The sequence below is a fragment of the Paenibacillus sp. FSL H7-0716 genome (genome assembly GCF_038002705.1).
Lineage (GTDB): Bacteria > Bacillota > Bacilli > Paenibacillales > Paenibacillaceae > Paenibacillus_AQ > Paenibacillus_AQ odorifer.
In genome coordinates, this window is sequence record NZ_JBBODA010000008.1 from 219,238 (window position 1) to 242,105 (window position 22,868).

The window sequence follows — 22,868 nt, forward strand, 5'->3', positions numbered from 1 at the left end:
AAGTGCCTAATAGTTAGACGAATATAACTGGAAAATTACTTCGACTGCTAACATATCCATGGTTCGACTCGGTGAGTTGGATAATACCACTGTAGGGAAATCTGAAAAACAAACATTTGTGCAACTATATTTGTCTTGTACCGTTCTTTGAAGTTGTTAATAGACTATATCAATCTCAGAGAAGGAGTTGATTTAGTTGGCTAACAGTGATATACGTCTTACTCTTTGGTCGGGTACTAATTTTACCAATCGCCGGATTCGATTCAGACGTGGAGGAGTTGCGGTTCGTGATCTTGGAGCGTTTCGGTTTAACAACGTTCTCTCGAGTTTCCGTCTGAGAAATGTTGTGGAAAGCTCTCAAGTAACGCTTGTACTATTTTCGCGAATTAACTTTCAGGGATCGTTCCGTGTGTTCCGTGGCAGCCAAAACGTAGCGAACTTGAATAATTTTAACTTTAATAATGTCACATCTTCGTTGATATTGGTAGGCCGTATCCTTACAAGCTCCGAAATTTCCCAAATTCAAAGCACGGGTAGAGCACCTCGAGATGTCCTCGTAATAAGACAATAATAATGCAAGGGGGGCCCCCTAGGGCCCCCTTTTTTACAAATATCAGTAGCACAGTTCAAGACAAAATATGCATAGAATTTAATATAAAATAAGAGAATAGGTGCTGCTCCCGCAAACAATCCTCCTTTAAACTAGTTACGTACTTAACAAAATCTGCTAGAGGAGGATTCAAATGCGCAAAAAGGTTATCGGGAGAATTTGCAGTACAGTTATGGTTTGCAGTCTGCTTGCAGCAGGCAACGGAACGACCTACGCCGATGGAGTCAATAACTCTGATGCTGCTACCAACAAATCGGTCAAAAACGTAATCCTGTTTATTACGGATGGGATGAGCTTATCCGATGTGAACTTGGCCAGATGGTATCAGGGAGGTCAGGCGCTTGCGATGGATAAATATTTTAGCGGGCTGGTGAGAACTTATTCTACGGATTCACTGACCACAGATTCCGCTGCGGGAGCTACGGCTTATGCCACAGGACATAAGGTTAAGAGTGAGACGGTATCCATACTTCCAGACCGAATAACGATGCCTTTCGTAAGCGCAGTTAAACCAGAGGACATGAACAAACCTCTGCCTACCCTTATGGATGCAGCGAGAATGGCTGGGAAAAGTACAGGAACGGTATTCACTTGTGAATTAACGGATGCGACGCCGGCTACATTTTTAAGTCATGCATATACGCGTGACAATGCGCAGTCTATTGCAGAACAGATGGTGTATAGTGGTGTAGATGTTCTACTTGGGGGCGGTTCGGGGTATTTGGTACCCGGCAAAGAAGACATTAACCGCAAGGACGGAGAAGATTTAACCAAAATCCTGAAATCAAATGGATATGAATACGTAACGGATAAAGCAGGTTTAATGACTTCTAAAACCAATAAAATCTGGGGTCTATTCAACCCCGAAGCACTGGATGCTGATTTTGACCTGAACCCGCAAAAGCAGCCGAGCCTTGCTGAAATGACCAATGTAGCGATAGAGAAGTTGTCACAGAACGAGAATGGTTTTATTCTGATGGTCGAAGCAAGCCAGATTGACTGGTATGGTCATGATAACGATCCAGTGGGGATTATGAGTGAGACCTTAGCGTTTGATAAAGCCTTCAAAGCCGCTGTTGACTTTGCAGAAAAAGACGGGAATACAGCAGTCTTATCGGTTTCGGATCATGCTACCGGCGGGCTCAATATGACGAACTATGATTCTACCAAAGACCTAATCTCCGTGCTGAAGAAAGCGAAGCATACCAGTTATTACATTGAAGGCAGTATTAATGAGAGCAATTTCAAAAAGGTCCTTGCGGATAATTATGGACTTAGTGATCTAACCAAAGAAGAAGCGGATCAAGTCAGATTGGGAATGCAGGATAACCTTTCGCCGGTCATCGGTAAAATTTTGGGGGATAAAATAGGTGTAACCTTCTCTACGGATGATCACACATCGGAGGAAGTTGGATTGTTCGCCTACCATCCGGCTAATTTTAAACCGACCGATTTCATGAACAGCGGTGTAATCCAGAATACGGATGTGAATAAGTATATTCAAGAAGTGACCGGACTCAATCTGGCGCAGCTTCAGGATACACTGTACGTATCCAGTGATAAATTCAAGGCCAAAGGAGCTACGATTACCCTAGATAAGACCGATAAGAATAATCCGGTGGTTGTAGTGAAAAAAGCAGGCCAAGTTCTCAAGCTGCCTATAGATAAAAATATTGCCATACAGGATGGCAAAACAACGAAACTAAATGTGCTGACGGTAATGATTAAAGATAAAGTGTGGATTTCGCAGGATGCTTTAGACTTAATTCTCTAATTCTTAAAGTTCATGTTGTGATCTGTTGCGTAAAAGTTAAAGCGCTTAAACTTGAAAACCCCTTTTTAAAAGGGGTTTTTGGGTTGAGATAAGAAATTTCGACTTGAATTGAGATGAGGTAAGCGAAGCTTTTTATCGTTTTATTGCAGGCTTTGTTCCATAGGTCATCAAGCGCCAAACCTTTTCTAAAGGGCCCATGGAGAAAAACTTGAACCAGATGTTACTAAAAATGATTTGAATAAAATAAATCAGAACTGCGATGTAGAGAATATCTTTTGGTGAAACGACTTCTAGACCTATCATTGAAATGATTGCCGTCCCTATAATGCTTTGTGCCACATAATTTGTAAACGCCATTTGACCCACCCGTGATATGGGCTTCAGGAATTTCACCATTTGTTTATTTTCTAATAGTAGAAACAATGTTGTTAAGTAGAACAAAGTGGTTGGGAGAGATCCTAAGCCCGTAACTGAATCTACATTGCTGTTCCCATTTTGAGAAGCGTTCCAAATCCATAGTGAAAAACCAATGAACAACAGAAATGATACCATTTGAATCCATCGAATTGGTCTTGATAATTCTTGTATGTGTGTCAGCCAACCTGACTTTGCGGTTAAAAAACCAGCTAAAAACATAATAAAGATTTGTATAGCGTCATTAGAAAAAATATCAAGAATAGATGAGATTGCCCCTTGAGAAGGTAGGCATATTTTTACCACTAAGGAAATGATGTAAATGGATGTCATACCCACAAGCCACTTTTTAAGTGTAGAAACCGTTGTGTGATAAAAAGGGATCAGAAACAATCCGATAATGGCGTATGCGGGCAGAATGGTTCCCCAAAAGATAAATACATGAATGATTCCCAGCAGCAAAAGGATTAGTAAACGTCTAGCCATACGCCATCTGGGTTTATCTCCCCGGCTTTCGGCTCTTGAGGCGAAAATGTATAGACCTACACCAAATAGGAATGAAAAAATAGAAAAGAACTTTTTTTGTACGAAGATGATTATCAAGCTATGGATGATTCCATTAATGCCACTATAGTCTGGTAAGGGATCTCCTTCCATAATAACTTTAAAGGCTCCTACATTTATAAGCAGAATGCCGAAAAGAGCAAGTCCGCGAATGATGTCGAGTGAAATGATTCTTTCTTTTTGCGAGATGGAGGGATTCATGAATAGTGCTCCTTTGAAAATATAATTATTTGCCTAGGATTCAGTATAAGTTGCGAACCTTACATTAAATTGATGCCAACATTACAGGATCCTTAAATTTGATAAAATGTTCCAACTCCAGTTGAATTAGAATCATTTTTATGGTTAATATGAATACTAAATCATTTTGGGGTGTGAACTAGAAATGTCAGCATATACTCAACCGATCTTTGTGGCAGCGATCTTTTTTGTGGTTTTAGCATTTGCCCTTTTTATCCCATGGCTCATTTATACCTATAGAAAATATAATTACCTTCCCTTTTCTACCACGTTAATTTCGTTTTCGTTTATCTTTTACTTTTTAGCAGCGTTATTTTTAGTATTGTTGCCGTTGCCGGAAATACGTAACACTTGTTCGCTACAAAAACCGGGCACACAACATTATTCACTTATGCCATTTCAATTTATAGTGGGCACCTTTGGGAATAGTGGCATCGTGTTATCACAGCCAGCTACGTATAGACTGTTATTTAGCCAACCCTCATTCTATCAAGCATTTTTTAATTTCTTGCTATTATTACCTTTTGGTGTTTATCTGCGATACTTTTTTCAAGATAAAAAATATTGGAAGAAAGCTTTAGGCTTCACCTTCCTATTAACTTTATTTTATGAGATAACACAGGTAACCGGCATTTACGGGATTTATAATTGCCCTTATCGTATTTTTGATGTGGATGATTTATTGTTAAATACTTCTGGCGGAGTACTGGGGTTCTTTATTGCTCCAGCCGTGTTGGCGTTATTCCCATCAAAAAAGAAAATTAAGGAGAAAGCGGAAAGATTATTAGCTCTTGATGAAGTAAGAGGGATGTCTGTGTTACTGGCTGTTATTATTGATCTATTTATCAGCAACCTGGTAGTTAAAGTTGTGTTGAGTATGACCAATGTTAATACGGTTAGTGAATTTATTGCGAGCACCATTACACTTTCTGTAACCTTTTTTATTATTCCGATGATTTGGAATGGATCGACAATCGGTACGAAAATAATGCGTTATCGCTACGACAGTAAAATAAGTCGAGTGGAAACGAACAAGCGGTTATTTAAACGCTTTGGTGCCATTTACGCGATGTACTTCATTACAGTCATTGCGAAAACGTTGAATAATGTGGAACTATCAATGGATTCTCCATTTTATAAGGCATCTATATTCTTAACGTTAGGTGCAGCATTGACCTCTATCATTTTAACGATCGTGTTGTTCATTCATGTTATATTAGTCGTGTTTGGCAAACAAAAACGCCGCTTTTACTTTGATGAAGCTTCTGATTTATATACAACGAGAAAAAAATGAATGCTATTCATTAGCAAAGGGATACTCCGTAGTCTTAACTGGCTACAGGGTATCCTTTTTTTTGTAGATTTAAGCTTGTTGTAAGGTTGGCATGAATTTGCTGTAAGGTTCGGTGCCTATAGTATAAGTATCAGCAAATTTATGAGGTGAAATGAATGGAACCATTATTAAAAGTAGAAAACGTAAAAAAAGTGTACGGGAAGTTAAGTGCTGCTTACACAGCGTTGGAAAACGTGTCTTTTGACATTCATGCAGGTGAGTTTGTAGGGATTATGGGACCTTCCGGAGCGGGAAAATCAACCTTGCTAAATTTGTTAGCAACCATAGATTCTCCAACAGAAGGAAAGATATATATGAAGAACAAGAGTATTCATGATCTGAAGGAAGCAGCTTTGTCAGACTTCCGGCGTGAACATCTCGGGTTCATCTTTCAAGATTACAATTTACTCGATTCCTTGACGGTAAAGGAGAACATATTGCTTCCCCTGGCGATTGCCAAAATTCCAGCGAAGAAAATTAATCACCTCGTGACTCAGATCTCTAAAGTATTTGGGATTGAAGATTTACTGGGGAAATATCCTTACCAAATCTCTGGGGGTCAAAAGCAAAGAACCGCGGCGGCTAGAGCGCTCGTGACAGAGCCAGCACTGATTTTGGCTGATGAACCAACAGGTGCACTTGACTCCAAATCAGCAACAGATTTATTGGAAAGCTTAAGTACTTTAAATGAAAATAACAATTCGACCATTATGATGGTGACCCATGATGCCTTTGCCGCAAGCTTCTGCCGCCGGATTATTTTCATCAAGGATGGTTCATTTTCAACAGAAATCTATCGTCGTGATCAGACACGCAAAGCCTTCTTCCAAGAGATCTTAGATGTTCATGCGGCCATTGGGGGTGAGGTAGATGACGTTATTTAGTCTAGCAAGAAAAAATATAGCCCGAAACTTTTCGCAATATTTTTTATACATTGCATCGATGGTGTTTAGTATCATCATTTACTTTACTTTTGTGACCTTAAAATATAGTGATACGATAGCAGAACAGACGGCTTCATCCCAAAAACTGGGTTCCCTAATGAGTGGAGCGGCAGTCATTCTTATCTTTTTCGTGTTCATATTTATAGCTTATTCCAATTCTTTTTTTATGAAAAAACGTAAAAAAGAAGTCGCACTGTATGCGTTACTGGGGGTACGTAATCGTCAAATCGGTTTTATGCTCTTTTTTGAAAATTTATTATTAGGATTATTCTCATTAATAGTAGGGATTGTATTTGGCTTCCTTTGTTCAAAAGGATTTATGACGATTTTGATTCATTTAATGGGTTATGACGTTGTAGCACCCTTTACATTTTCAATGGCGGCAGCGATGAACACGGCTATCGTATTTCTGGTTATATTCTTAGTGACATCGTTTCAAGGCTACCGTTTGATCTATCAATTTAAGCTGATTGATTTATTTCATGCTTCCAAAAAGGGAGAAGTGGCGCCTAAACCATCTATGATAGTAGCTGTTCTTGGAGTGTTACTTATTGTCTTGGGCTATTGGCTTGCAATGCAGGACCTGTTCACTTCTAAGGTATGGGCAAAAATCGGATTTCTCATGACCGTATTAATTATTTTAACAACGGTAATTGTGGGTACATTTTTATTGTTCCACAGTGTGACTGGCTTTGTGTTAGCAATGATTAAGAAAAATGAAAAGTGGCTGTGGAAAGACCTTCATGTAATAACCATATCTCAGCTGCTCTATCGTATCCGTGGGAATGCACGTACATTAACTGTGATTGCTGTGTTGAGTGCTACAACAGTAACTGCCGGTGGAGCGGTCTATAGCCTGTATTACAATACGAATGACTCGGCAAAAACGATTAATCCGAATACCTTTATGTATCAATCCACAGATGCAGAAATGGATAAACAAGTAAGTGCTGTACTGCCAGCTACAAAATACGATGAAAATATCGAAGCGCTATCCATTACGTTTCATACGAAAGAATTAAACGCGCCATCCTCGTTCGATAGCTCTGATAAAAGAGGGTATACAGTTATCGATGAAAAAACATATAACAACTTAGCCAATGTACAGCATAAAGAAAAATTAAATGTAAAGGATGGCTACGCGGTTATTTTAGATATCGGATATGACAAAAGGTTCTCACCTATGTATACAGGAAAAACTATAACAACAGGCAACGGCCACGCACTCACATTCCAAAGCTTTAAAACACAAACCGTATTAAATGCAGGAACAGCAGGTATAACAGTTGTAATCTCGGATGAACAGTATAAAGGATTACGGAATGATGGAGAAGTGATACGCTATCGTGTTCTTGGGATAGAGGATGCCTCTGTGGATGTATCTGCAAAAATTGCAAACCATTTGCCTGAAGAAGCGCTATTTTCAAGTAGGCCTCAAGATTACCAAACAAGCTTGGAAAGTGTGGGTTCTCTACTGTTTATAGGAAGTTTCCTTGGTCTCGTATTTCTGGCTGCAACAGGCAGTATCATTTACTTTAAAGTTTTAACTGAGGCAGAAGAAGATAAAGCACAGTACAATATGCTGCATAAAATGGGTGTCAGTGCAAAAGAAATGCGGAAATCCATTGCGTCACAGGTATTCGTTATCTTTGTTGTACCGCTTATAGTAGGGTTATTGCATAGTGTAGTGGCTTTAAAAGCATTCTCTAGTCTACTGATGATAGATTTAGCAAAACCTGTGTTGCTCTGGATGATTGCTTATACCGTAATTTATGGGTTGTATTATTTCTTAACCGTGGCTTCATACAATCGTATTATCAAACTAAATAATAGAACAGAAGGATGATTGAGATGAAAAAATTTCTAATTACAATGGGTATTTTGTTTGTTATTGGGGTTGTAGGTGTCTTTGCTCTAGCAAAGATTGATTTCAATCGCATGAATGCCGAAAATTACTATTTACAAATTACAGAGGATGGGGAACCCCATGAATATAAACTGAGTGATGGTACAGTGATGACTTCCTATTCGTATACACTAGAGGCTACAAATGCTAAAGGTAATACAATTCCACTGGAATTTAATGCACAAAAAAATCTTCGTAAAGGCGCCTACTTAAAAATGTATGTAAAAAAAGGTGATCAAGTCTCCTCATATGATGAAGTAAAAGTAGAGGATATTCCGCTAAAAGCAATAAAAAACTAATAAATTGAAGAAGGGCTGTCTCCAATAATGGTAATGGAGCACAGCCCTTTTCTCTGCCTAATGAGTAAGTAAGGCATTTGTATTATAAAAGTATAGTAATGGTTGTTCCAATATTTTCAGCGCTCGTCAAATCGAGTTTCCCCTCATGAGCCCAAATAATGTCTCTTGCGATGGCCATTCCTAACCCAGTACCATGCTTGCTGGCTGTATTTGTACCCCGATAGTAGCGTTCGAAAATCTGTTCCAGATCTTTAGCCGAAATACCCTGGCCATTATCAGAAATCGAAATTTGGGTATGAGATTCGGGACTTGTATCCACTCGAATCTTCACCACGACATTTTCATCGTTATGCACCAGCGCGTTGTAGATCAAGTTAAGGATCGCTCGTTTTAGTAACTTCTTATCTACTTTATACATTGCTTTAGCCACATTCGCCTCAAACTCAATCTGCCGTTCACCAAAGGTCGGGTCATTTAAAAGTTCAATCGTCATTTCTCGTAGAAACTGAACGAGATTCACCTCTTCAAATTGCAGGGATAGCTGGTGATTACGCAAACGTGTCGTTAGATTGAGGTCATCTAACAGATCTTTCATATACATCGATTTACTTTTGATAATTGACGTGTATTCCTGTAATTCTTGGGCTGTTAAATCTGTGGCACTGTCGTTAATAAATTCTGCATAACCTTGAATAGAAGCAAGTGGTGTTTTCATGTCATGTGAAACATTGCTAATCCATTCCTCACGCATTTTATCGAGATGTTTACGTTCCTCTTCATGCCGATCGAGCTTTTCAGATAGCTCATTCATATTACGAAAAACATCTTCATAAACACCTTTGGGAGTAGGCATTTTCTTAAAACGTCGTTCCCTGAGCTGTTGAATACCCTCTATTAATGTATGAAGGGGTGCAGTTAACTTTTTCCCGAATATAAATCCAATGAGGATTACAATAAGCACATCAACGATTAAAAAAATGGAAAGAAATACATTAACATCTTTGAAAATTTTAGCGTAGTCATAGGTCATTACGTACCGGCCTATTTTAGGATTATTAACCCCTAAAAAGTAACTGAAATTTTGGGCTTCGCTGACAAAAACCGTCGTGCGTGCATCTAATTCTTTATATTTATACATTTGGACAATTTCAATAGGAGAATACTCTGTTTTCAATTCTTCAGGGGTATAAAAGGCTGCTACTTGCTCCCCTTGGTCATTCAAGAATTGTACCCAGGCGCTCATTTCTTGCAGTTTTTTGAGACCTTCTTCGTTCACAACAGGTTTGCCAGCCTGTAATTCTACGTATTGTGAAAAGGTTCGGCTAAAGGTTTCTGCAGATGCTTCTTCAGTGCCAAAGTTATTATTGTTTACCTTTATAAAGAATAAGGAAAGGAACAAAATCGCGTTTACAATACCAACGATCACAACAATAGTCATAACCGATCTTAAAAAGCGGAGTGTCAATTTCCATTTCAACTAGTCTCACTCCTTGGTATGTAATTTATAACCTAACCCTTTAACCGTCAAAATAAAGGAAGGATTTGAAGGGTCGGCCTCAATTTTTTCGCGTAAGCGCCGAATATGTACCATCACTGTATTATCGGAACCAAAAAAGTCCTCACCCCACACCTGTCCAAACAAGGTTTCTTTGCTTAGAATCTGATTGGGATGATGCATAAAACAGCTCATTAAACCGACTTCTTTGGCGGTTAGCACGAGGACCTCGCCATTCTTTTTTAATTCTGTCTCATTGGCACTAAGCTCAAAGGGGCCAGCTTGCAAACTTTTCGGAGCCTTTTTTTCTTCTGTAAAGCCAGCTCTTCTCAGTTGTGCCTTTACCCGATAAGCGACTTCTTTCGGACTGAACGGTTTAGTAATATAATCATCGCCACCTATCGCCAGTCCTAACAGCTTATTAATTTCCTCGTCTTTTGCAGACATAAATAAAATGGGTGCATTTGATGTTTCCCGAATTTTTCTGCATAAGTCATATCCTTCTCCATCTGGGAGCATAATATCTAGCAATATAAGCTCAGGATTATACTCCTGAAACTTGTCCCAACCCTCTGCAACGGTCCCGGCAGTTACAACGTCTGGAACACCTTCTTTATGTAAAACAGCCTTCATCAGACGCGCTAAATCATCTTCATCGTCTATGATTAATACCCATTTACGACTTGCCATTTATTTCCCTCCAAATCCGTCTTTATGTACATTATTACATTATAAAGGACTCTTTATTTCTTGCGCAAAAATTGCAAAAGAAAGGCTTGCATGAAGATGGGTATTACTTAGACGAACATAGCAAAGCAATATTTGGTGATTTATTAAAATTCATTCTAGATAGATCCAAATCAGGTAAGGAGTTTGGAATGCCGTTAGATGACAGCGACTTGCAAGGAGTGCAAGCAGCCTTAACAGGAACAACTGCAACCAATGCTGATTTGCAGAATATTTCACAGGATGACTTTGTACGTACAGCCGTGATTATGCTGGTCGGAATCATAATTGTGCTAATAGTCATTACGCGCTCTGTGTCCAGCTCTCTGTTTATTATTGCTTCCTTGTTGCTAGAGTACTTACTTCTCTTGCAGTGAAATCTTGAGCTGGATCGTTCCATTTTTCAGCTTCATTATGATTGCAGCCCTGGGCGTTGATTACAGCATATTCCTGATGATGCGGTATAACGAACTTGAAGGGGATGTTGGATCACCTGCGCAGCGTTGATTCCTTCGGGCGTAATGACACTTTTACAGGTAGCATTCGTAATAATCATTGCACTATGATTACTAAGTGTAGCGGCCATGCCGGTGTTCTTGACTGCATTAAAGCAGCTTGCTAGCCAATTAAATGGTTCAAGCAACGGTGCTACATCAAAGAATGTAGTTGACAAATTGAGTCATATTTAGGCGGCAGTAAAATTTAAAAATACATGCGTATTACGTATGCTGAGAACAATAGAAAGAATCTTTGGGGACCTTTGTGGTCCCTTGTTTCACCATATCAGAAAGTATATAATTATCGACTATACCTTACAACTTTATTACGCTATAATCAACGTAAAGTCATCATATGACCTAAGAGTAGGATGATTTTAATAGATTAATTAATATTAGCTTTTGATATGCCGAAACGTATTTTGTTATTGAAATAGGTTGTTTATATTGTTTATGATATTATTAAAGGTGTTAATTAAATCTAGAGTAGGTAGATTATGAGTCTAAATGACAACGTATTAATTAAAATTCGTGATATGCGAGAGAGTTTTACACCAGTTGAACGATTGGTCGGAGATTACATTTTAGAAAATACGGAAGAGATCCCTCATTTGTCGATAAAGGAATTGGCTCAATCGAGTAAGACAAGCGATGCATCTGTCCTTCGCTTCTGTAAGACGATGGGTTACAGCGGATACCGCAATTTTATTGTCAGTATATCGGCATCTTTGGGTTCTCGTGATGAGGATTCAAAGGCTCAATATACAGATATTCAGCCGGGTGATGATCTCTCGACAATTATATCAAATATTTCATTGAATAATTGCAAGTCCATTGAGGATACGCTTAGTGTTATTGATCGAAAAGAAATTACAAGAGCTGTAGAATTACTATGTCATAGTAAGCGAATTGTTTTTTTTGGAATAGGTGCTTCGGGACTCGTTTGTATGGACGGGGAACAGAAGTTCTCGCGAATTAATAAGATGTGTCATGCCTATACAGATGGTCATAGTCAGCTCACGGCAGCAACTTTACTTGAGAAAGATGATGTTGCCATTTTCATTTCTAACTCTGGAGCAACTAGTGATATTATTGATGCACTGGAAATTGCCCAAAAGAATAGAGCGAAATGTATTGCGATTACGAAGTACAATAAAAGTGAGCTTGCGGAGCGGGCGGATATTGTACTGAGCATATCCACACCTGAAATAACAATCCGCAGTGGGGCTATGGGCTCGCGTATTGCGATGCTTACGATCATCGACATATTATTTGCTGGTGTCGCAAGTGCAGAATATGAAGAAGTAAAAACCTACTTAACAAAAACGCATAATATATTAAAGAAAAAACTTAGAAATTAGGTTCTGATAGAATGAATGTGGAGGAAAGCATTGATCATGGATCAATGCTTTCTTTTTTTTGTATTTCATTCACTTATTCGTGTACTAAAATGTACTACTTATCAATCCATGTCAGATTATCTACATGATGAATACGTTAATCTAATGAATATAATAAGTAGTTTAATTCAATAATTAATAGCTTGGCACACAATTATGAGGAAGAAAATGAATGGAATCGAAGACGAAACATCATCCGGTTGAACACGGATGATGTAACTTTATGTTTCGTTTGGAGCGATAATCAGCAAATAATACATTTTTTTAAATCGCTTTAACCTTAGAGCCATAGCGATCAAAGCATTTGGTAAAAATTTAAATTGTATCTTGTAAGCGCTTTATAAATGTGGTATAACATAGTATGTAAGGGATGAAATAAAACATCAGAATTTAATTTCTTCATGAAATTATATTTCAAAATCTATTGACGAAGCGATGGTGTTGTATTAGTATAAGAACATAATAATTGTAAGTTAATATAACATGTTTTGTTAATTCTATGACAGATTAAGGCTGGGAAGAAGGAGGATGGCTATGAATGACTACCTTGCGGGATTGACAACAGAGGCTGTGAATCCAGACACATTAATGATTGATGAATGTACTACGGAAGAAATGATCCAGTTAATGAATCAACAAGATGCACTGGTCCCCAGAGCTATAGCTGAGGAGATTCCGCAGATTGCAAAGGCGGTAGATATTCTACATCATAGGTTGTCTAATGGTGGAAGAATGTTTTACATAGGAGCTGGCTCATCAGGAAGATTAGGTGTTCTGGATGCTTCCGAATGTCCCCCTACCTTTGGTACAGATCCTACCTTGGTGCAGGGCTATATTGCTGGTGGTGATATTGCTTTGCGTACTGCGGTTGAAGGCTGTGAAGACGATACGGATGAAGGGATCGCATTAATCGAAAGCATTGGTGTAACAAACAAAGATGTACTTATTGGGATTTCGGCAAGCGGTAGTGCAAACTACGTTATTGCAGCTTTAGCGAAAGCAAAGGAACTTGGAGCAGCCACTATCGGTGTTTGTAATAACAGAGGCTCAAAGTTCGAACCCATTGTAGATGTTTGTATAACACCTGTTGTAGGACCTGAGGTCATTAGCGGTTCGACTCGATTAAAGGCAGGAACTGCTCAGAAGTTGGTGCTTAATATGCTGACAACATGCACAATGGTCAAGTTAGGAAAAACGTACAACAACTTGATGGTTGATCTGAAGGCTAGTAATTTTAAGCTCGTAGATCGCTCGATTCGTATCATCATGAACACGACTGGTGTAGATACATCAACCGCCGCAGAAACACTTGAAAAAGCATCTATGAACTGTAAGCTGGCAATTATGATGATTAAATCGGGGTTAGATGCAAAAGAAGCAGAACAAGTACTTAACGCAAACGGAGGACGCTTGAAACAGGCAATCGCATCATTGGTTTAGGTGAGAAAAGTGGAATAACAGGATGGATGCTATTAATAATTGAGGAGGCTGTTTTCGATGAAAAAAAGATCACGTGGATTAACTCTGTTTTTGTCAGGAATCATGATGGTATCACTATTATCGGCTTGCGGAGGAAACGGAAATAACGCTCCAGCTTCTACAGATTCCGGTAACACAGGATCTAGTAACGGTGGTTCTGAGCCTAAAAAGGATACGATTACAGCACTTTTACCTCCGATATCAGCGAACTATCAAACACGTTTTGCTGATATGGAAAAAGAATTTAATACACTACATCCTAACTTGACTTTGAAAATCGAGCCAGCGAGCTGGGAAGATATGACACAAAAACTTGATACTCAAGTAAATGCAGGTTCTCCTCCAGATATTGCTTTTATCGGTGCTTCAGGAATTTCGAAATATGCAGCACTTAATGTACTAATCGACCTTAACGGTGCCCTTTCTGATGAAGCCAAGGCAGATTATGACGAAGTTCCATTGAAATATTTCCAACTAGGTGACGCTCAATACGGCCTACCAGCGTATATGGAAATCCACACTATCGGTGGTAATAAACAATTCCTTGAAGAAGCCGGAATTGATTGGAAAAGCATTCAACAAAACGGTTGGACTTATGAAGAGTTCCGTAATGCAATTTCTAAAGGCGTAGTGAAAAATGATAAAGGTGAAACTACTCGTTATGGTTTCGTGTTCGCAACATCTGGTGTAGCATCTAAAGACTATCTAGCTATTCTTGCTAAAACTGCTGGTTTACCAGATTACTTCGATAAAGATCTTAAATATACGTATACAAGCAAAAACTTCTTGGGGCTACTTACATCTATTCGCGAAATGATCAACGATGGTTCTATGCCTAAAGAGCTAAGCTCTATCGATGCAGGTAAACGGTGGAACATGTTCCTAACGGGTCAAACGATGATCACAGGTAAAGGTTTATCTGCATTTGAAAACTCTGCTCGTCTAAACAATGAGAAGATTAAAGCGAACGATGGTTCAGCTGTTGCAGATTCTATTGAAGTTGATTATATTTCACTTCCAGTCCCAACATTCAACGGTGCCGATTATGTCCCTACTTCAATCGTTGATGGTTATATCGCACTTCGTGGTAAAAAAGCTCCATCTGAAGAGCACATCAAAAATATTGCCCTAGCAACGAATTTCTTGTCTTCTGGTTCAATTGCTGCTAACTACAGTAATGAGCTGTTCTTATCACCAATTACTGAATCTGCACGTAATGCGGAAGTACTTGAAAAATTCCCTCGTAACGAAGATAACGTTGCTGCAGGTAAAGCTATGATGGCAAAAGCGCTTCCGGCTCGTACAGATATTCCTACTGATCTGGCTGCTGAAGCATTGAAAATTGAAACAGAAGTTATTATTCCTAAACTACAAGCCTTACTTGCAAATGAGATTGCTCCACAAGAAATGTATGATGCAGTTAAAGCAGCTGCAATTAAATCTTTCGGTAAAGATGGTATTGTAGTTGACTAGTCTGTCGTAGGCTGACATGTGAAAGCTGTGCGTAGCTAGAACGTACAGCTTTCCTTCTAAATTAGCTAGAGTTTGTACTGTTTTTAGAAGAGAGGTGCGACCCAATGAATCAAACGTTGACTAAAAGAAAAAAATTGAAACTCGAAAGTGACTCAGGTTGGGGATACGCGTTTATCGCAGTAGCACTTATTGCGTTTTCTTTATTTACCGCATATCCAGTCATCAATGCCTTTATTATCAGCTTACAAAAATATGGTCCATTAGGATCCACTTTTGTCGGCATGGATAACTTCGTTAACTCGTTTTCAGATGAACTTTTCTGGAAAGCGCTGAAAAACACGTTAGTATATACGCTATTAACTGTTCCGTTTAATATTCTTCTATCATTTTTAATTTCAATTTTGATTATTCCTTTCAAGAAAAAAACACAAACGATCTTTAAGGCACTATATTACTTGCCAGCCGTAGCATCTGGTGTAGCGCTTTCTGTTGTGTGGCTGTGGATCTTCGATCCGTTAAAATCAGGTATTGCCAATAAGCTCGTAAGTTTTTTAGGTATTGAAAATCAAAACTGGCTTGGTTCCAGCGCAACTGCAATGTTCTCACTTGTGTTAATGTCATGGTTATCAAGTCATGGTACAGCAATTATTATTTATATAGCCGCATTACTCGCTATTGATAACAGCTATTATGAAGCAGCTGAAATTGATGGCGCGTCTTTCCTGCAAAAGCTTTGGTTTATCGTTGTCCCTTTCCTTAAGCCAACAACGCTATTCCTACTTGTTACTGGTGTTATCGGTTCCTTCCAAGTATTCCAAAACGCTTATCTTATGACAGGCGGTGGACCAGACCATGCAACAACAATGGTAGGTTTGTTAATCTTTAACAATGCGTTCACATATTTTGAGTTTGGTGAGGCAGCGGCACAATCATTAGTTCTAGCAGCGATTATCGGATTTATCTCATTCCTTCAATTCAAGTTTATAGGTAAAGATGTAGAATACTAGGAAAAGGAGCAGAATACTATGGGTTTGTACAACAATAGCTTAAGAAGCAAAGGGTATCTGTTTATGCGTAATGGTGCAAACATTACGTTCCTTATCCTATTTGCCGCAGCTACCATATTCCCGATATACTTTATGGTCATCTCCTCGTTCGGTGATCCGGTAGAAGCTGGTGCAATGAGCTATTCTATCCTACCAACGAAGATTTCATTTGAATCTTATAAATTCTTCTTTAACTTCAGCCCACATACATGGGACTGGTTATTGAACTCCTTTATAGTGGCAGCGTGTATCACGGTATCTAACGTATTTTTTGCTACACTTGCTGGATATGCGTTTTCAAAAATGAAATTTAAAGGGAAAAACATTTTGTTCGCTATTTTGCTGGGATCTATGATGATTCCTGTTCAAGTTACTCAGGTTCCACTATATATTTTGATCGTAAATATTTTTGAATTACAAAATACGTACACAGCGTTGATTATGCCGAGCATAGTAACGGTATACAATATCTTCTTGGTTAAGCAGTTCATGTCCTCCATTCCAGGTGAAATTATTGAATCTGCTAAAATCGAAGGTTGTTCCCAGCCTAAAATCTTCTGGTATATCATTATGCCTCTGTCTAAAACAATTATGGCAGTACTAGCAATCCTAACGTTCATGGCGGCATGGAATGACTTTTTCTGGCCGTTCCTAGTAACGAATACGATGGATATGCAAACCATTCAGGTCGGCTTGAAAAACTTTCGCTTTGCGAATACAACTTACTTTGCACCGATGATGGCGGGGGCAACCATTTCAGCAGTTCCAATGTTTATTTTGTTCTTCAGTTTACAAAAATACTTCCTTGAAGGGGTAACAGTTGGAGCGGTGAAAGGTTAATGGACAAACAATCAAAAGTTGATGCAACATACTTAGTTGGCTTGATGTCAGGTACATCAGTAGATGGTATTGATGCAGCAGTAGTTAAGCTTTTCCCATCAGCCGAAAAAGAGCATGGAGTAGAGATTGAATTACTGGCTTTTGAAAACACACCTTTTGAGGTGCAAGTTAGAAACTCCATATTTGAGCTTTTTGATCCCGCTAGCGCTACGATTGATAAGGTTGGCGCAATGAATATGTGGCTTGGCGAATTATACGCCCAAGCCACATTATCCGTTATAGGGAAATGCGGCCTTTCGCCTTCGCAAATATTCGCAGTAGGATCGCATGGTCAAACAATCTATCATGCTCCGGATGAGAATGTTATGGGCGGTTATAATCTGCATTGTACCGTTCAGATTGGGGATGGTGCAGTTATCGCCAATCGCACAGGAATTCCTTGCGTATCAGACTTTCGAGTTGCTGACATGGCAATGGGTGGACAAGGAGCTCCGTTAGTACCATTTACCGAATACTTATTGTTTAACAATCCAAAGAAAACACTTCTGATGCAAAATATTGGCGGAATAGGCAATGTGACTGTTTTGCCTGTAAATGCCTCACCGGATGAGGTATTTGCTTTTGATACGGGTCCTGGAAATATGATTATCGATGGCCTTGTATCGCAATTATTTGCACCAATGACAATGGATGTTAATGGCGAAATTGGTGCGGGCGGTCAAGTGATTGATGAGCTAATGAAATGGATGCAGCAGGATAATTATTATACGATGCCGTTACCAAAATCGACAGGCAGAGAACGGTTTGGCCAACAATACGTGGCACAAATTATTGAAATGATGAAGGTTAATCACTGGAAAGCAGAAGATGTTGTTGCAACAGCTACGTACTTAACTGCCTGGAGCATCGTCGATAGCTATGAACGGTATATTGCACCGCAGCACCAGGCTGAGCAATTGTTAATTGGCGGCGGTGGAAGCTATAACAAGACGCTTTTGCGTGATTTACAGCACTTATTTGCACCGCATAACGTGCAGGTGCTGACGCAGGAGGATATCGGTGGTAATAGTGATGCTAAGGAAGCAATTGCTTTTGCTCTGCTAGCGTGTTACACGATGGAGCGCTTACCAAACAATATCCCGCTAGTAACTGGAGCTTCACAGCCAGTAGTAATGGGCAAAATTTCCTGGCCCTATATTGGACGTTCACAGGAGGCTTAAATGTTGCAAATCAGACCCTTTTCAATTGAAGATCACTCTGCAGTTGTAGAGCTTTGGAATCGTGAGGCTACAAAATATGATTATAAGCCATTTACAGAGCGAGAGTTTCAAGATACATTCATCGACCATCCTTATTTTGACGCTGACTGTATATGGGTAGGCTGTGACGAAAAAGGGATTGTTGGTTTTGCAGCTGGCTGCTGCGGTGACGATCTCCCTCTTGGAGATGTGGCCGGTTATATTACGAGTGTTATTATAGATACCCATGTGGCTTCTCTGGAGCTTTACGATGCTTTTCTATTGCGTTTAGAAAAAAGATTCCAAGAACTTGGGAAAAGACAAGCTGATGTATTGTTTTTCAACCCTGTTAAGCTGAAGTGGAGTATACCAAGTGCACCTCAGCATGAGCATAATAATGCCCCGGGCATCAGTAAGGACCAGCCATTATATGAAGCTTTAATGGCTAGAGGCTACGAAGATCGAGCGACGCAATGCGGCATGTATTTAAAACTCGGAAGCTTTATTGTTCCCGAAGATATTTTAGACAAGGAAACCAAAGCAAATAGCAAGGACTATAACATTGGGCGCTATGTCCCTGATTTACATACAGGGCTTGAAGCAACGCTTGCTGCCCTGCAAAATCCGCAGTGGAAGAAGGATATTGTTACTTATGTGAAGGTTGGCGCACCCCTTGTAGTAGCTGTGTACGGCAACGAGGTTGTGGGCTTTGCAGGTCCAATTATTTCGCAGCCTGATGGAAGAGCATTTTTTTGCGGTATCGGAGTGCACCCAGAGCATGAGGGTCATGGCCTTGGCAGTGTATTATTTTTCAGAATGGTTGAAGCTTTTCAAAATGTGGGCTGTCAATATATCTCTCTATTCACTGGAAATAATAATCCGGCTCTTCGAATCTATCAAAAAGCGGGCTTTACTATTGAAAAACAATTTTCTATATTGCGGAGGGAACTTTAAAGATGAGCGAAAAATTCACAGTATTAGCAATTGGAGCGCATGTTGGTGATGTGGAGCTAGCTTCTGGTGGTGTGCTCGCTAGTCATAGTTTAAAGGGAGATCGCATTGTGACACTAGCGTTAACTGCGGGTGAACGAGGGGTCCCGGCAGGACAGGATATGAAGGAATATCGTCAGCAAAAAGTGAAAGAGGCACAGGTTTTTGCGGATATGCTAGGCGGTGAAGCCATTGTATTCGATGATTATTGTGACGGAGAGTTGCCTGACAATCAAGAAATTCGTATGGAGGTTTGTGATGTAATTCGTCGCGTGAAGCCTAACATTATAATTACACACTGGAAAAACAGTATGCATAAGGACCATGCGCTAACGCATCATATCGTAAATGATGCCCGTTTCTTCGCAAGTCTATCATCCTTTGAACGAGCGCTCCCCGCGCACTTTGCAGCAAGATTATATTACTCCGAAAACTGGGAGGATGCGGTTGATTATGTCCCTTACGTATATGTGGATTTCGATCAAGCGGCATTTGATCTATGGATAGATGCTTTAAGTAAGCATTGGTTTGTGACGAATAGCAAATCTTTCAAATACATGGATTACTATAAAGCACTAGCAGTTGTTCGCGGCTGTGAAGCAAGAAAGACATATGCAGAAGCATTTATGGTGCCAGCTGAAACGGTGAAGGTAAGGCAGTCTAGTCTTTGGTAACTATTCAACTAGCTAAGAGGGAGTGTTTCTATGTATAGCAGGAAACATTCCCTTGTTCTATCCATTTATGCGAAAAAGCAGCTAGGAGGCAGCTTCATATGGTGTTAAATGGGATTGATTCTATAACGAATTATCGTTATTTGTTCGAAGGTAAGCGCGTAGGATTGATTACAGCGCCGACAGGTCTTACGAAGGATTTTGCATCAACGATTACTATATTACATGAAAATTTTAATCTTGCTGCGATGTTTTCACCAGAGCATGGCGTGCGCGGAGATTTGGATGCAGGGGCAGTAGTAGACACTTACATAGATCCTTTTACGAATGTTCCAGTCTATAGCTTGTACCGTAAAGACTCCAAGCGTTTAACAAAAGAAATGCTGAATGAAGTAGACATCATTGTATACGATATTCAAGATGTTGGTGTACGCTATTACACATTTATTTATACGATGCTGTATGCACTTGAAGATTGTGCAAATGCAGGTGTAGATTTTGTTGTTCTTGATCGTGTTAATCCGCTTAACGGGGTAACGGTAGAAGGGAATGTCTTGAAGCCCGGCTTCAAATCATTTGTTGGAAATTACGAGCTAGCCGTGCGATACGGCTTAACAGCAGGTGAGGTAGCAACGATGGCAAATGATCAAATGAATTGGAATGCATCGCTGCATGTCGTTCGTTTGGAAGGCTGGGAACGGAGCATGTCCTTCCCGGATACAGGATTAACTTGGGTTCATCCTTCACTTGGAATGCCACGATATGAAACAGCGTTATTATATACAGGAACATGTTTATTTGAAGGCACGAACTGCTCGGAAGGACGAGGCACAACGTTCCCATTTGAAATGATTGGTGCTCCGTTCATTCAAGCGCAGCAATTGGCAGATGAGATGAATGCAAAAGGTATCCCGGGTGTGCTTTTTCGTCCAGTTCATTTCAAGCCAACGTCATCTAAACATTGTGGCGAGCTATGCGGCGGGGTACAAATTTACATTACAGATCTCCAAGTGCTGAGGCCTTTAGAAGTTGGGGTAACCTTATTATTTACGATAAGAGATTTGTACGAGCAATTTTCCTTCCTGCCTCCTGTGAAGGAGGGCTCTCGTCCATTTATCGATTTGCTGGGGGGAGACAACATGTATCGTACGGAAAATATGCAAGCCAAGCAGCTGCTTGAACAGTTTGCAGCGGAAAGCAAGCAATTTGCAGAAATAACACAGCAGTATCATTTATATCGCTAGAGGAAGGTGAATAATTGATGAGAACAATAGAACATATGAGCTTACGCGAAAAGATTGGACAAATGTTCGTAACAGGCTTCCCTTCAACCGAGATCACTCCTGAGCTGAAGGAAGTTATTGAGCATTATAAAGTTGGCAATATTATTTTATTCTCACATAATATCGACAATAAATATCAATTAGGCGAGCTTGTTACTGAGCTGCAGCAATGGTACACGACACATACTGGTATCCCGGGTTTTATTACGATCGACCAAGAAGGCGGTCGAGTCACTCGTATGCCTAAAGACGCGACCAATGTTGCTGGAGCCATGGCAATTGCTTCTTCAGGACGACCTGAAAATGCGTATGCAGCAGGCAGAATGACTGCCAGAGAATTGAAAGCATTAGGTATTAATTTTAATCTAGCTCCAGTTATGGACGTTAACAATAATGCATTGAATCCAGTCATAAATGTTCGTTCCTATGGTGATTCTGTTGCAACAGTATCCCAGTATGGAATTCAAATGATGAAAGGATTGCTCGATGGAGGCGTCATGTCCTCACTTAAGCATTTTCCAGGTCATGGTGATACAAATGTCGATTCACATATTGGCTTGCCTACCATTGAAAAAACTCTTGAGGAATTAGAGCAGCTTGAGCTGCTGCCGTTTAAGGCCGCAATTGAGCAAGGCGCTCAAGCGATTATGAGTGCACATATTTTATTTCCGATAATTGAAAAATCCGGTGTGCCCGGAACTATGTCTCATACCATTATTACAGAGATATTAAAAGGAAAATTAGGATATAAAGGGTTAGTTGTATCGGATTGTTTAGAAATGGACGCGATCAAACGATACTATGGTACGGCAAAAGGAGCGTTAGGAGCTGTTAAAGCAGGTATTGATTTGGTATTCATTAGTCATACTCCTGAGACAGTGAAGGAAGCGATTCATTTGATCGAAGAAGCTGTAGCCACCGGTGATTTGGATGAAGCGCTAATTGATGCAGCTGTTACAAAAATTTTAGCTTATAAAGCACAATATGCGACGATTGAGGAGCTAGATTATGAACTAGTTGGCTGCGATGTACATCGCCGAGCAAATGAGCTAATGCGTACGGAAACGATCTGCCTCATTAAAGGTGAGCTCCAGTCCATTCATACCGGTGACGAGCAAGTGTTATTTATGGGTTCCTATTCATACCGCACCGATCTTGCGTCCAGCAGCTTGAATCAAGCTCTTAGCTTTCCGCAATATATGGGGGAGCATTTTAATACAGCTTATGAGATTATCGACATTGACCCGAGCGAGGAGCAAATCAACGCTGCGCTGCCAAAGGTACAAGGCTACAAGCATATTGTTATCGGCTTGTTCAATGCGCGTGAAAACAAAGGTCAGCTTGCGCTTGTTCAGAAGCTGCTGGCAGCAGGCTGCAAAGTAACGGCCATTACATTAGGTCGCCCGTATGATTTACCGTTAATCGAAGGCGAGTTCTGCGGAATTGCGGCATTTGAGTATACACTTGATGCATTCAAATCACTCCTTCCAATCCTAAATGGTGAGGTTGTACCCACCGCCAAGATTACGATACAGATGTAGACAAGCATAAAAGCCTTCGGCGTCCTTTCAAGGACGGCAAGCGTTTCTGCGAGAAAAATAAGGATAATATATCGCGTTAAACATATAAATTCTTATCTTTGAAAA

18 protein-coding genes and 1 pseudogene are annotated in these 22,868 nt (G+C 39.9%); 16 read left to right on the top strand and 3 right to left on the bottom strand.

Annotated elements, in window-relative coordinates; all coding sequences use genetic code 11:
• Nucleotides 1-743 precede the first annotated feature (743 nt).
• Nucleotides 744-2,384, top strand: a complete 1,641-nt coding sequence (locus tag MHH60_RS13550; RefSeq protein ID WP_076134424.1) for an alkaline phosphatase — start codon at nucleotides 744-746, stop codon at nucleotides 2,382-2,384.
• Nucleotides 2,385-2,516: 132 nt separating this feature from the next.
• Here MHH60_RS13550 and MHH60_RS13555 read toward each other — a convergent pair whose 3' ends face one another.
• Nucleotides 2,517-3,563, bottom strand: coding sequence for a DUF418 domain-containing protein (locus tag MHH60_RS13555; RefSeq protein ID WP_076134425.1), 1,047 nt, complete (start codon nucleotides 3,561-3,563; stop codon nucleotides 2,517-2,519).
• Nucleotides 3,564-3,747: 184 nt separating this feature from the next.
• Between MHH60_RS13555 and MHH60_RS13560 the strand changes: the two genes are divergently transcribed.
• The 4 genes from MHH60_RS13560 (at nucleotide 3,748) to MHH60_RS13575 (ending at nucleotide 8,084) form a co-directional block, all read left to right on the top strand.
• The gene (locus tag MHH60_RS13560) at nucleotides 3,748-4,896 is read left to right on the top strand and encodes a VanZ family protein (protein ID WP_076134426.1); all 1,149 of its coding nucleotides are present in this window, start codon (nucleotides 3,748-3,750) and stop codon (nucleotides 4,894-4,896) included.
• Between the two features lie 155 nt (nucleotides 4,897-5,051).
• On the top strand, nucleotides 5,052-5,819 hold the full coding sequence (locus MHH60_RS13565; protein ID WP_076134427.1) for an ABC transporter ATP-binding protein: 768 nt from the start codon (nucleotides 5,052-5,054) through the stop codon (nucleotides 5,817-5,819).
• Nucleotides 5,806-7,725 (top strand): ABC transporter permease, encoded by a 1,920-nt coding sequence (locus tag MHH60_RS13570; protein WP_076134428.1) that lies wholly within the window; start codon nucleotides 5,806-5,808, stop codon nucleotides 7,723-7,725. The genes MHH60_RS13565 and MHH60_RS13570 overlap by 14 nt, the downstream gene beginning before the upstream one ends.
• 5 nt (nucleotides 7,726-7,730) lie before the next feature.
• Nucleotides 7,731-8,084 (top strand): YxeA family protein, encoded by a 354-nt coding sequence (locus MHH60_RS13575; RefSeq protein ID WP_036688737.1) that lies wholly within the window; start codon nucleotides 7,731-7,733, stop codon nucleotides 8,082-8,084.
• An 82-nt stretch (nucleotides 8,085-8,166) separates the two neighbouring features.
• Here MHH60_RS13575 and MHH60_RS13580 read toward each other — a convergent pair whose 3' ends face one another.
• Nucleotides 8,167-9,561, bottom strand: a complete 1,395-nt coding sequence (locus MHH60_RS13580) for a sensor histidine kinase (protein WP_076134429.1) — start codon at nucleotides 9,559-9,561, stop codon at nucleotides 8,167-8,169.
• A gap of 6 nt (nucleotides 9,562-9,567) precedes the next feature.
• A complete protein-coding gene (locus MHH60_RS13585) occupies nucleotides 9,568-10,269 on the bottom strand; it encodes a response regulator transcription factor (RefSeq protein ID WP_036688733.1) in 702 nt (233 codons plus the stop codon).
• Nucleotides 10,270-10,463: 194 nt separating this feature from the next.
• On the opposite strand from MHH60_RS13585, the pseudogene MHH60_RS13590 reads away from it, so the two are divergent.
• The 11 genes and pseudogenes from MHH60_RS13590 to MHH60_RS13640 all read left to right on the top strand — a co-directional run.
• Nucleotides 10,464-10,994, top strand: a pseudogene (locus MHH60_RS13590) (MMPL family transporter); the annotation flags it as partial.
• 305 nt (nucleotides 10,995-11,299) lie between these two features.
• Entirely contained in the window at nucleotides 11,300-12,163 is an 864-nt protein-coding gene (locus MHH60_RS13595) for a MurR/RpiR family transcriptional regulator (RefSeq protein ID WP_042129113.1), read from the top strand.
• A gap of 573 nt (nucleotides 12,164-12,736) precedes the next feature.
• The gene (gene murQ, locus MHH60_RS13600) at nucleotides 12,737-13,642 is read left to right on the top strand and encodes an N-acetylmuramic acid 6-phosphate etherase (RefSeq protein ID WP_076134431.1); all 906 of its coding nucleotides are present in this window, start codon (nucleotides 12,737-12,739) and stop codon (nucleotides 13,640-13,642) included.
• Between the two features lie 57 nt (nucleotides 13,643-13,699).
• Complete coding sequence (locus tag MHH60_RS13605; protein WP_076134432.1) at nucleotides 13,700-15,154, top strand: ABC transporter substrate-binding protein; 1,455 nt, start codon at nucleotides 13,700-13,702, stop codon at nucleotides 15,152-15,154.
• Between the two features lie 104 nt (nucleotides 15,155-15,258).
• Nucleotides 15,259-16,161: a carbohydrate ABC transporter permease gene (locus tag MHH60_RS13610; RefSeq protein ID WP_060622964.1), complete on the top strand. Its 903-nt coding sequence runs from the start codon at nucleotides 15,259-15,261 to the stop codon at nucleotides 16,159-16,161.
• Between the two features lie 18 nt (nucleotides 16,162-16,179).
• Nucleotides 16,180-17,040 carry a carbohydrate ABC transporter permease gene (locus MHH60_RS13615; protein ID WP_076134433.1) on the top strand — a complete coding sequence of 287 codons (861 nt, stop codon included), beginning with the start codon at nucleotides 16,180-16,182 and terminating at the stop codon, nucleotides 17,038-17,040.
• Nucleotides 17,040-18,260 (top strand): anhydro-N-acetylmuramic acid kinase, encoded by a 1,221-nt coding sequence (locus tag MHH60_RS13620; RefSeq protein ID WP_076134434.1) that lies wholly within the window; start codon nucleotides 17,040-17,042, stop codon nucleotides 18,258-18,260. The genes MHH60_RS13615 and MHH60_RS13620 overlap by 1 nt, the downstream gene beginning before the upstream one ends.
• A complete protein-coding gene (locus MHH60_RS13625) occupies nucleotides 18,261-19,232 on the top strand; it encodes a GNAT family N-acetyltransferase (RefSeq protein WP_076134435.1) in 972 nt (323 codons plus the stop codon). It begins immediately after the preceding gene.
• A 2-nt stretch (nucleotides 19,233-19,234) separates the two neighbouring features.
• Nucleotides 19,235-19,942, top strand: coding sequence for a PIG-L deacetylase family protein (locus tag MHH60_RS13630; protein WP_076106428.1), 708 nt, complete (start codon nucleotides 19,235-19,237; stop codon nucleotides 19,940-19,942).
• Between the two features lie 98 nt (nucleotides 19,943-20,040).
• On the top strand, nucleotides 20,041-21,183 hold the full coding sequence (locus MHH60_RS13635) for an exo-beta-N-acetylmuramidase NamZ family protein (protein WP_076134436.1): 1,143 nt from the start codon (nucleotides 20,041-20,043) through the stop codon (nucleotides 21,181-21,183).
• Nucleotides 21,184-21,200: 17 nt separating this feature from the next.
• Entirely contained in the window at nucleotides 21,201-22,763 is a 1,563-nt protein-coding gene (locus MHH60_RS13640) for a glycoside hydrolase family 3 protein (protein ID WP_076134437.1), read from the top strand.
• Nucleotides 22,764-22,868: the final 105 nt, after the last annotated feature.

What these genes read in the sequence shown, in the direction of transcription:
- MHH60_RS13575 (WP_036688737.1), top strand. Translation starts at nt 7,731, where the DNA reads ATGAAAAAATTTCTAATTACAATGGGTATTTTGTTTGTTATTGGGGTT.
- MHH60_RS13555 (WP_076134425.1), bottom strand. Translation starts at nt 3,563, where the DNA reads ATGAATCCCTCCATCTCGCAAAAAGAAAGAATCATTTCACTCGACATC.
- MHH60_RS13620 (WP_076134434.1), top strand. Translation starts at nt 17,040, where the DNA reads ATGGACAAACAATCAAAAGTTGATGCAACATACTTAGTTGGCTTGATG.
- MHH60_RS13625 (WP_076134435.1), top strand. Translation starts at nt 18,261, where the DNA reads ATGTTGCAAATCAGACCCTTTTCAATTGAAGATCACTCTGCAGTTGTA.
- murQ (WP_076134431.1), top strand. Translation starts at nt 12,737, where the DNA reads ATGAATGACTACCTTGCGGGATTGACAACAGAGGCTGTGAATCCAGAC.
- MHH60_RS13550 (WP_076134424.1), top strand. Translation starts at nt 744, where the DNA reads ATGCGCAAAAAGGTTATCGGGAGAATTTGCAGTACAGTTATGGTTTGC.
- MHH60_RS13595 (WP_042129113.1), top strand. Translation starts at nt 11,300, where the DNA reads ATGAGTCTAAATGACAACGTATTAATTAAAATTCGTGATATGCGAGAG.
- MHH60_RS13585 (WP_036688733.1), bottom strand. Translation starts at nt 10,269, where the DNA reads ATGGCAAGTCGTAAATGGGTATTAATCATAGACGATGAAGATGATTTA.
- MHH60_RS13630 (WP_076106428.1), top strand. Translation starts at nt 19,235, where the DNA reads ATGAGCGAAAAATTCACAGTATTAGCAATTGGAGCGCATGTTGGTGAT.
- MHH60_RS13610 (WP_060622964.1), top strand. Translation starts at nt 15,259, where the DNA reads ATGAATCAAACGTTGACTAAAAGAAAAAAATTGAAACTCGAAAGTGAC.
- MHH60_RS13570 (WP_076134428.1), top strand. Translation starts at nt 5,806, where the DNA reads ATGACGTTATTTAGTCTAGCAAGAAAAAATATAGCCCGAAACTTTTCG.
- MHH60_RS13560 (WP_076134426.1), top strand. Translation starts at nt 3,748, where the DNA reads ATGTCAGCATATACTCAACCGATCTTTGTGGCAGCGATCTTTTTTGTG.
- MHH60_RS13635 (WP_076134436.1), top strand. Translation starts at nt 20,041, where the DNA reads ATGGTGTTAAATGGGATTGATTCTATAACGAATTATCGTTATTTGTTC.
- MHH60_RS13605 (WP_076134432.1), top strand. Translation starts at nt 13,700, where the DNA reads ATGAAAAAAAGATCACGTGGATTAACTCTGTTTTTGTCAGGAATCATG.
- MHH60_RS13615 (WP_076134433.1), top strand. Translation starts at nt 16,180, where the DNA reads ATGGGTTTGTACAACAATAGCTTAAGAAGCAAAGGGTATCTGTTTATG.
- MHH60_RS13565 (WP_076134427.1), top strand. Translation starts at nt 5,052, where the DNA reads ATGGAACCATTATTAAAAGTAGAAAACGTAAAAAAAGTGTACGGGAAG.
- MHH60_RS13640 (WP_076134437.1), top strand. Translation starts at nt 21,201, where the DNA reads ATGAGAACAATAGAACATATGAGCTTACGCGAAAAGATTGGACAAATG.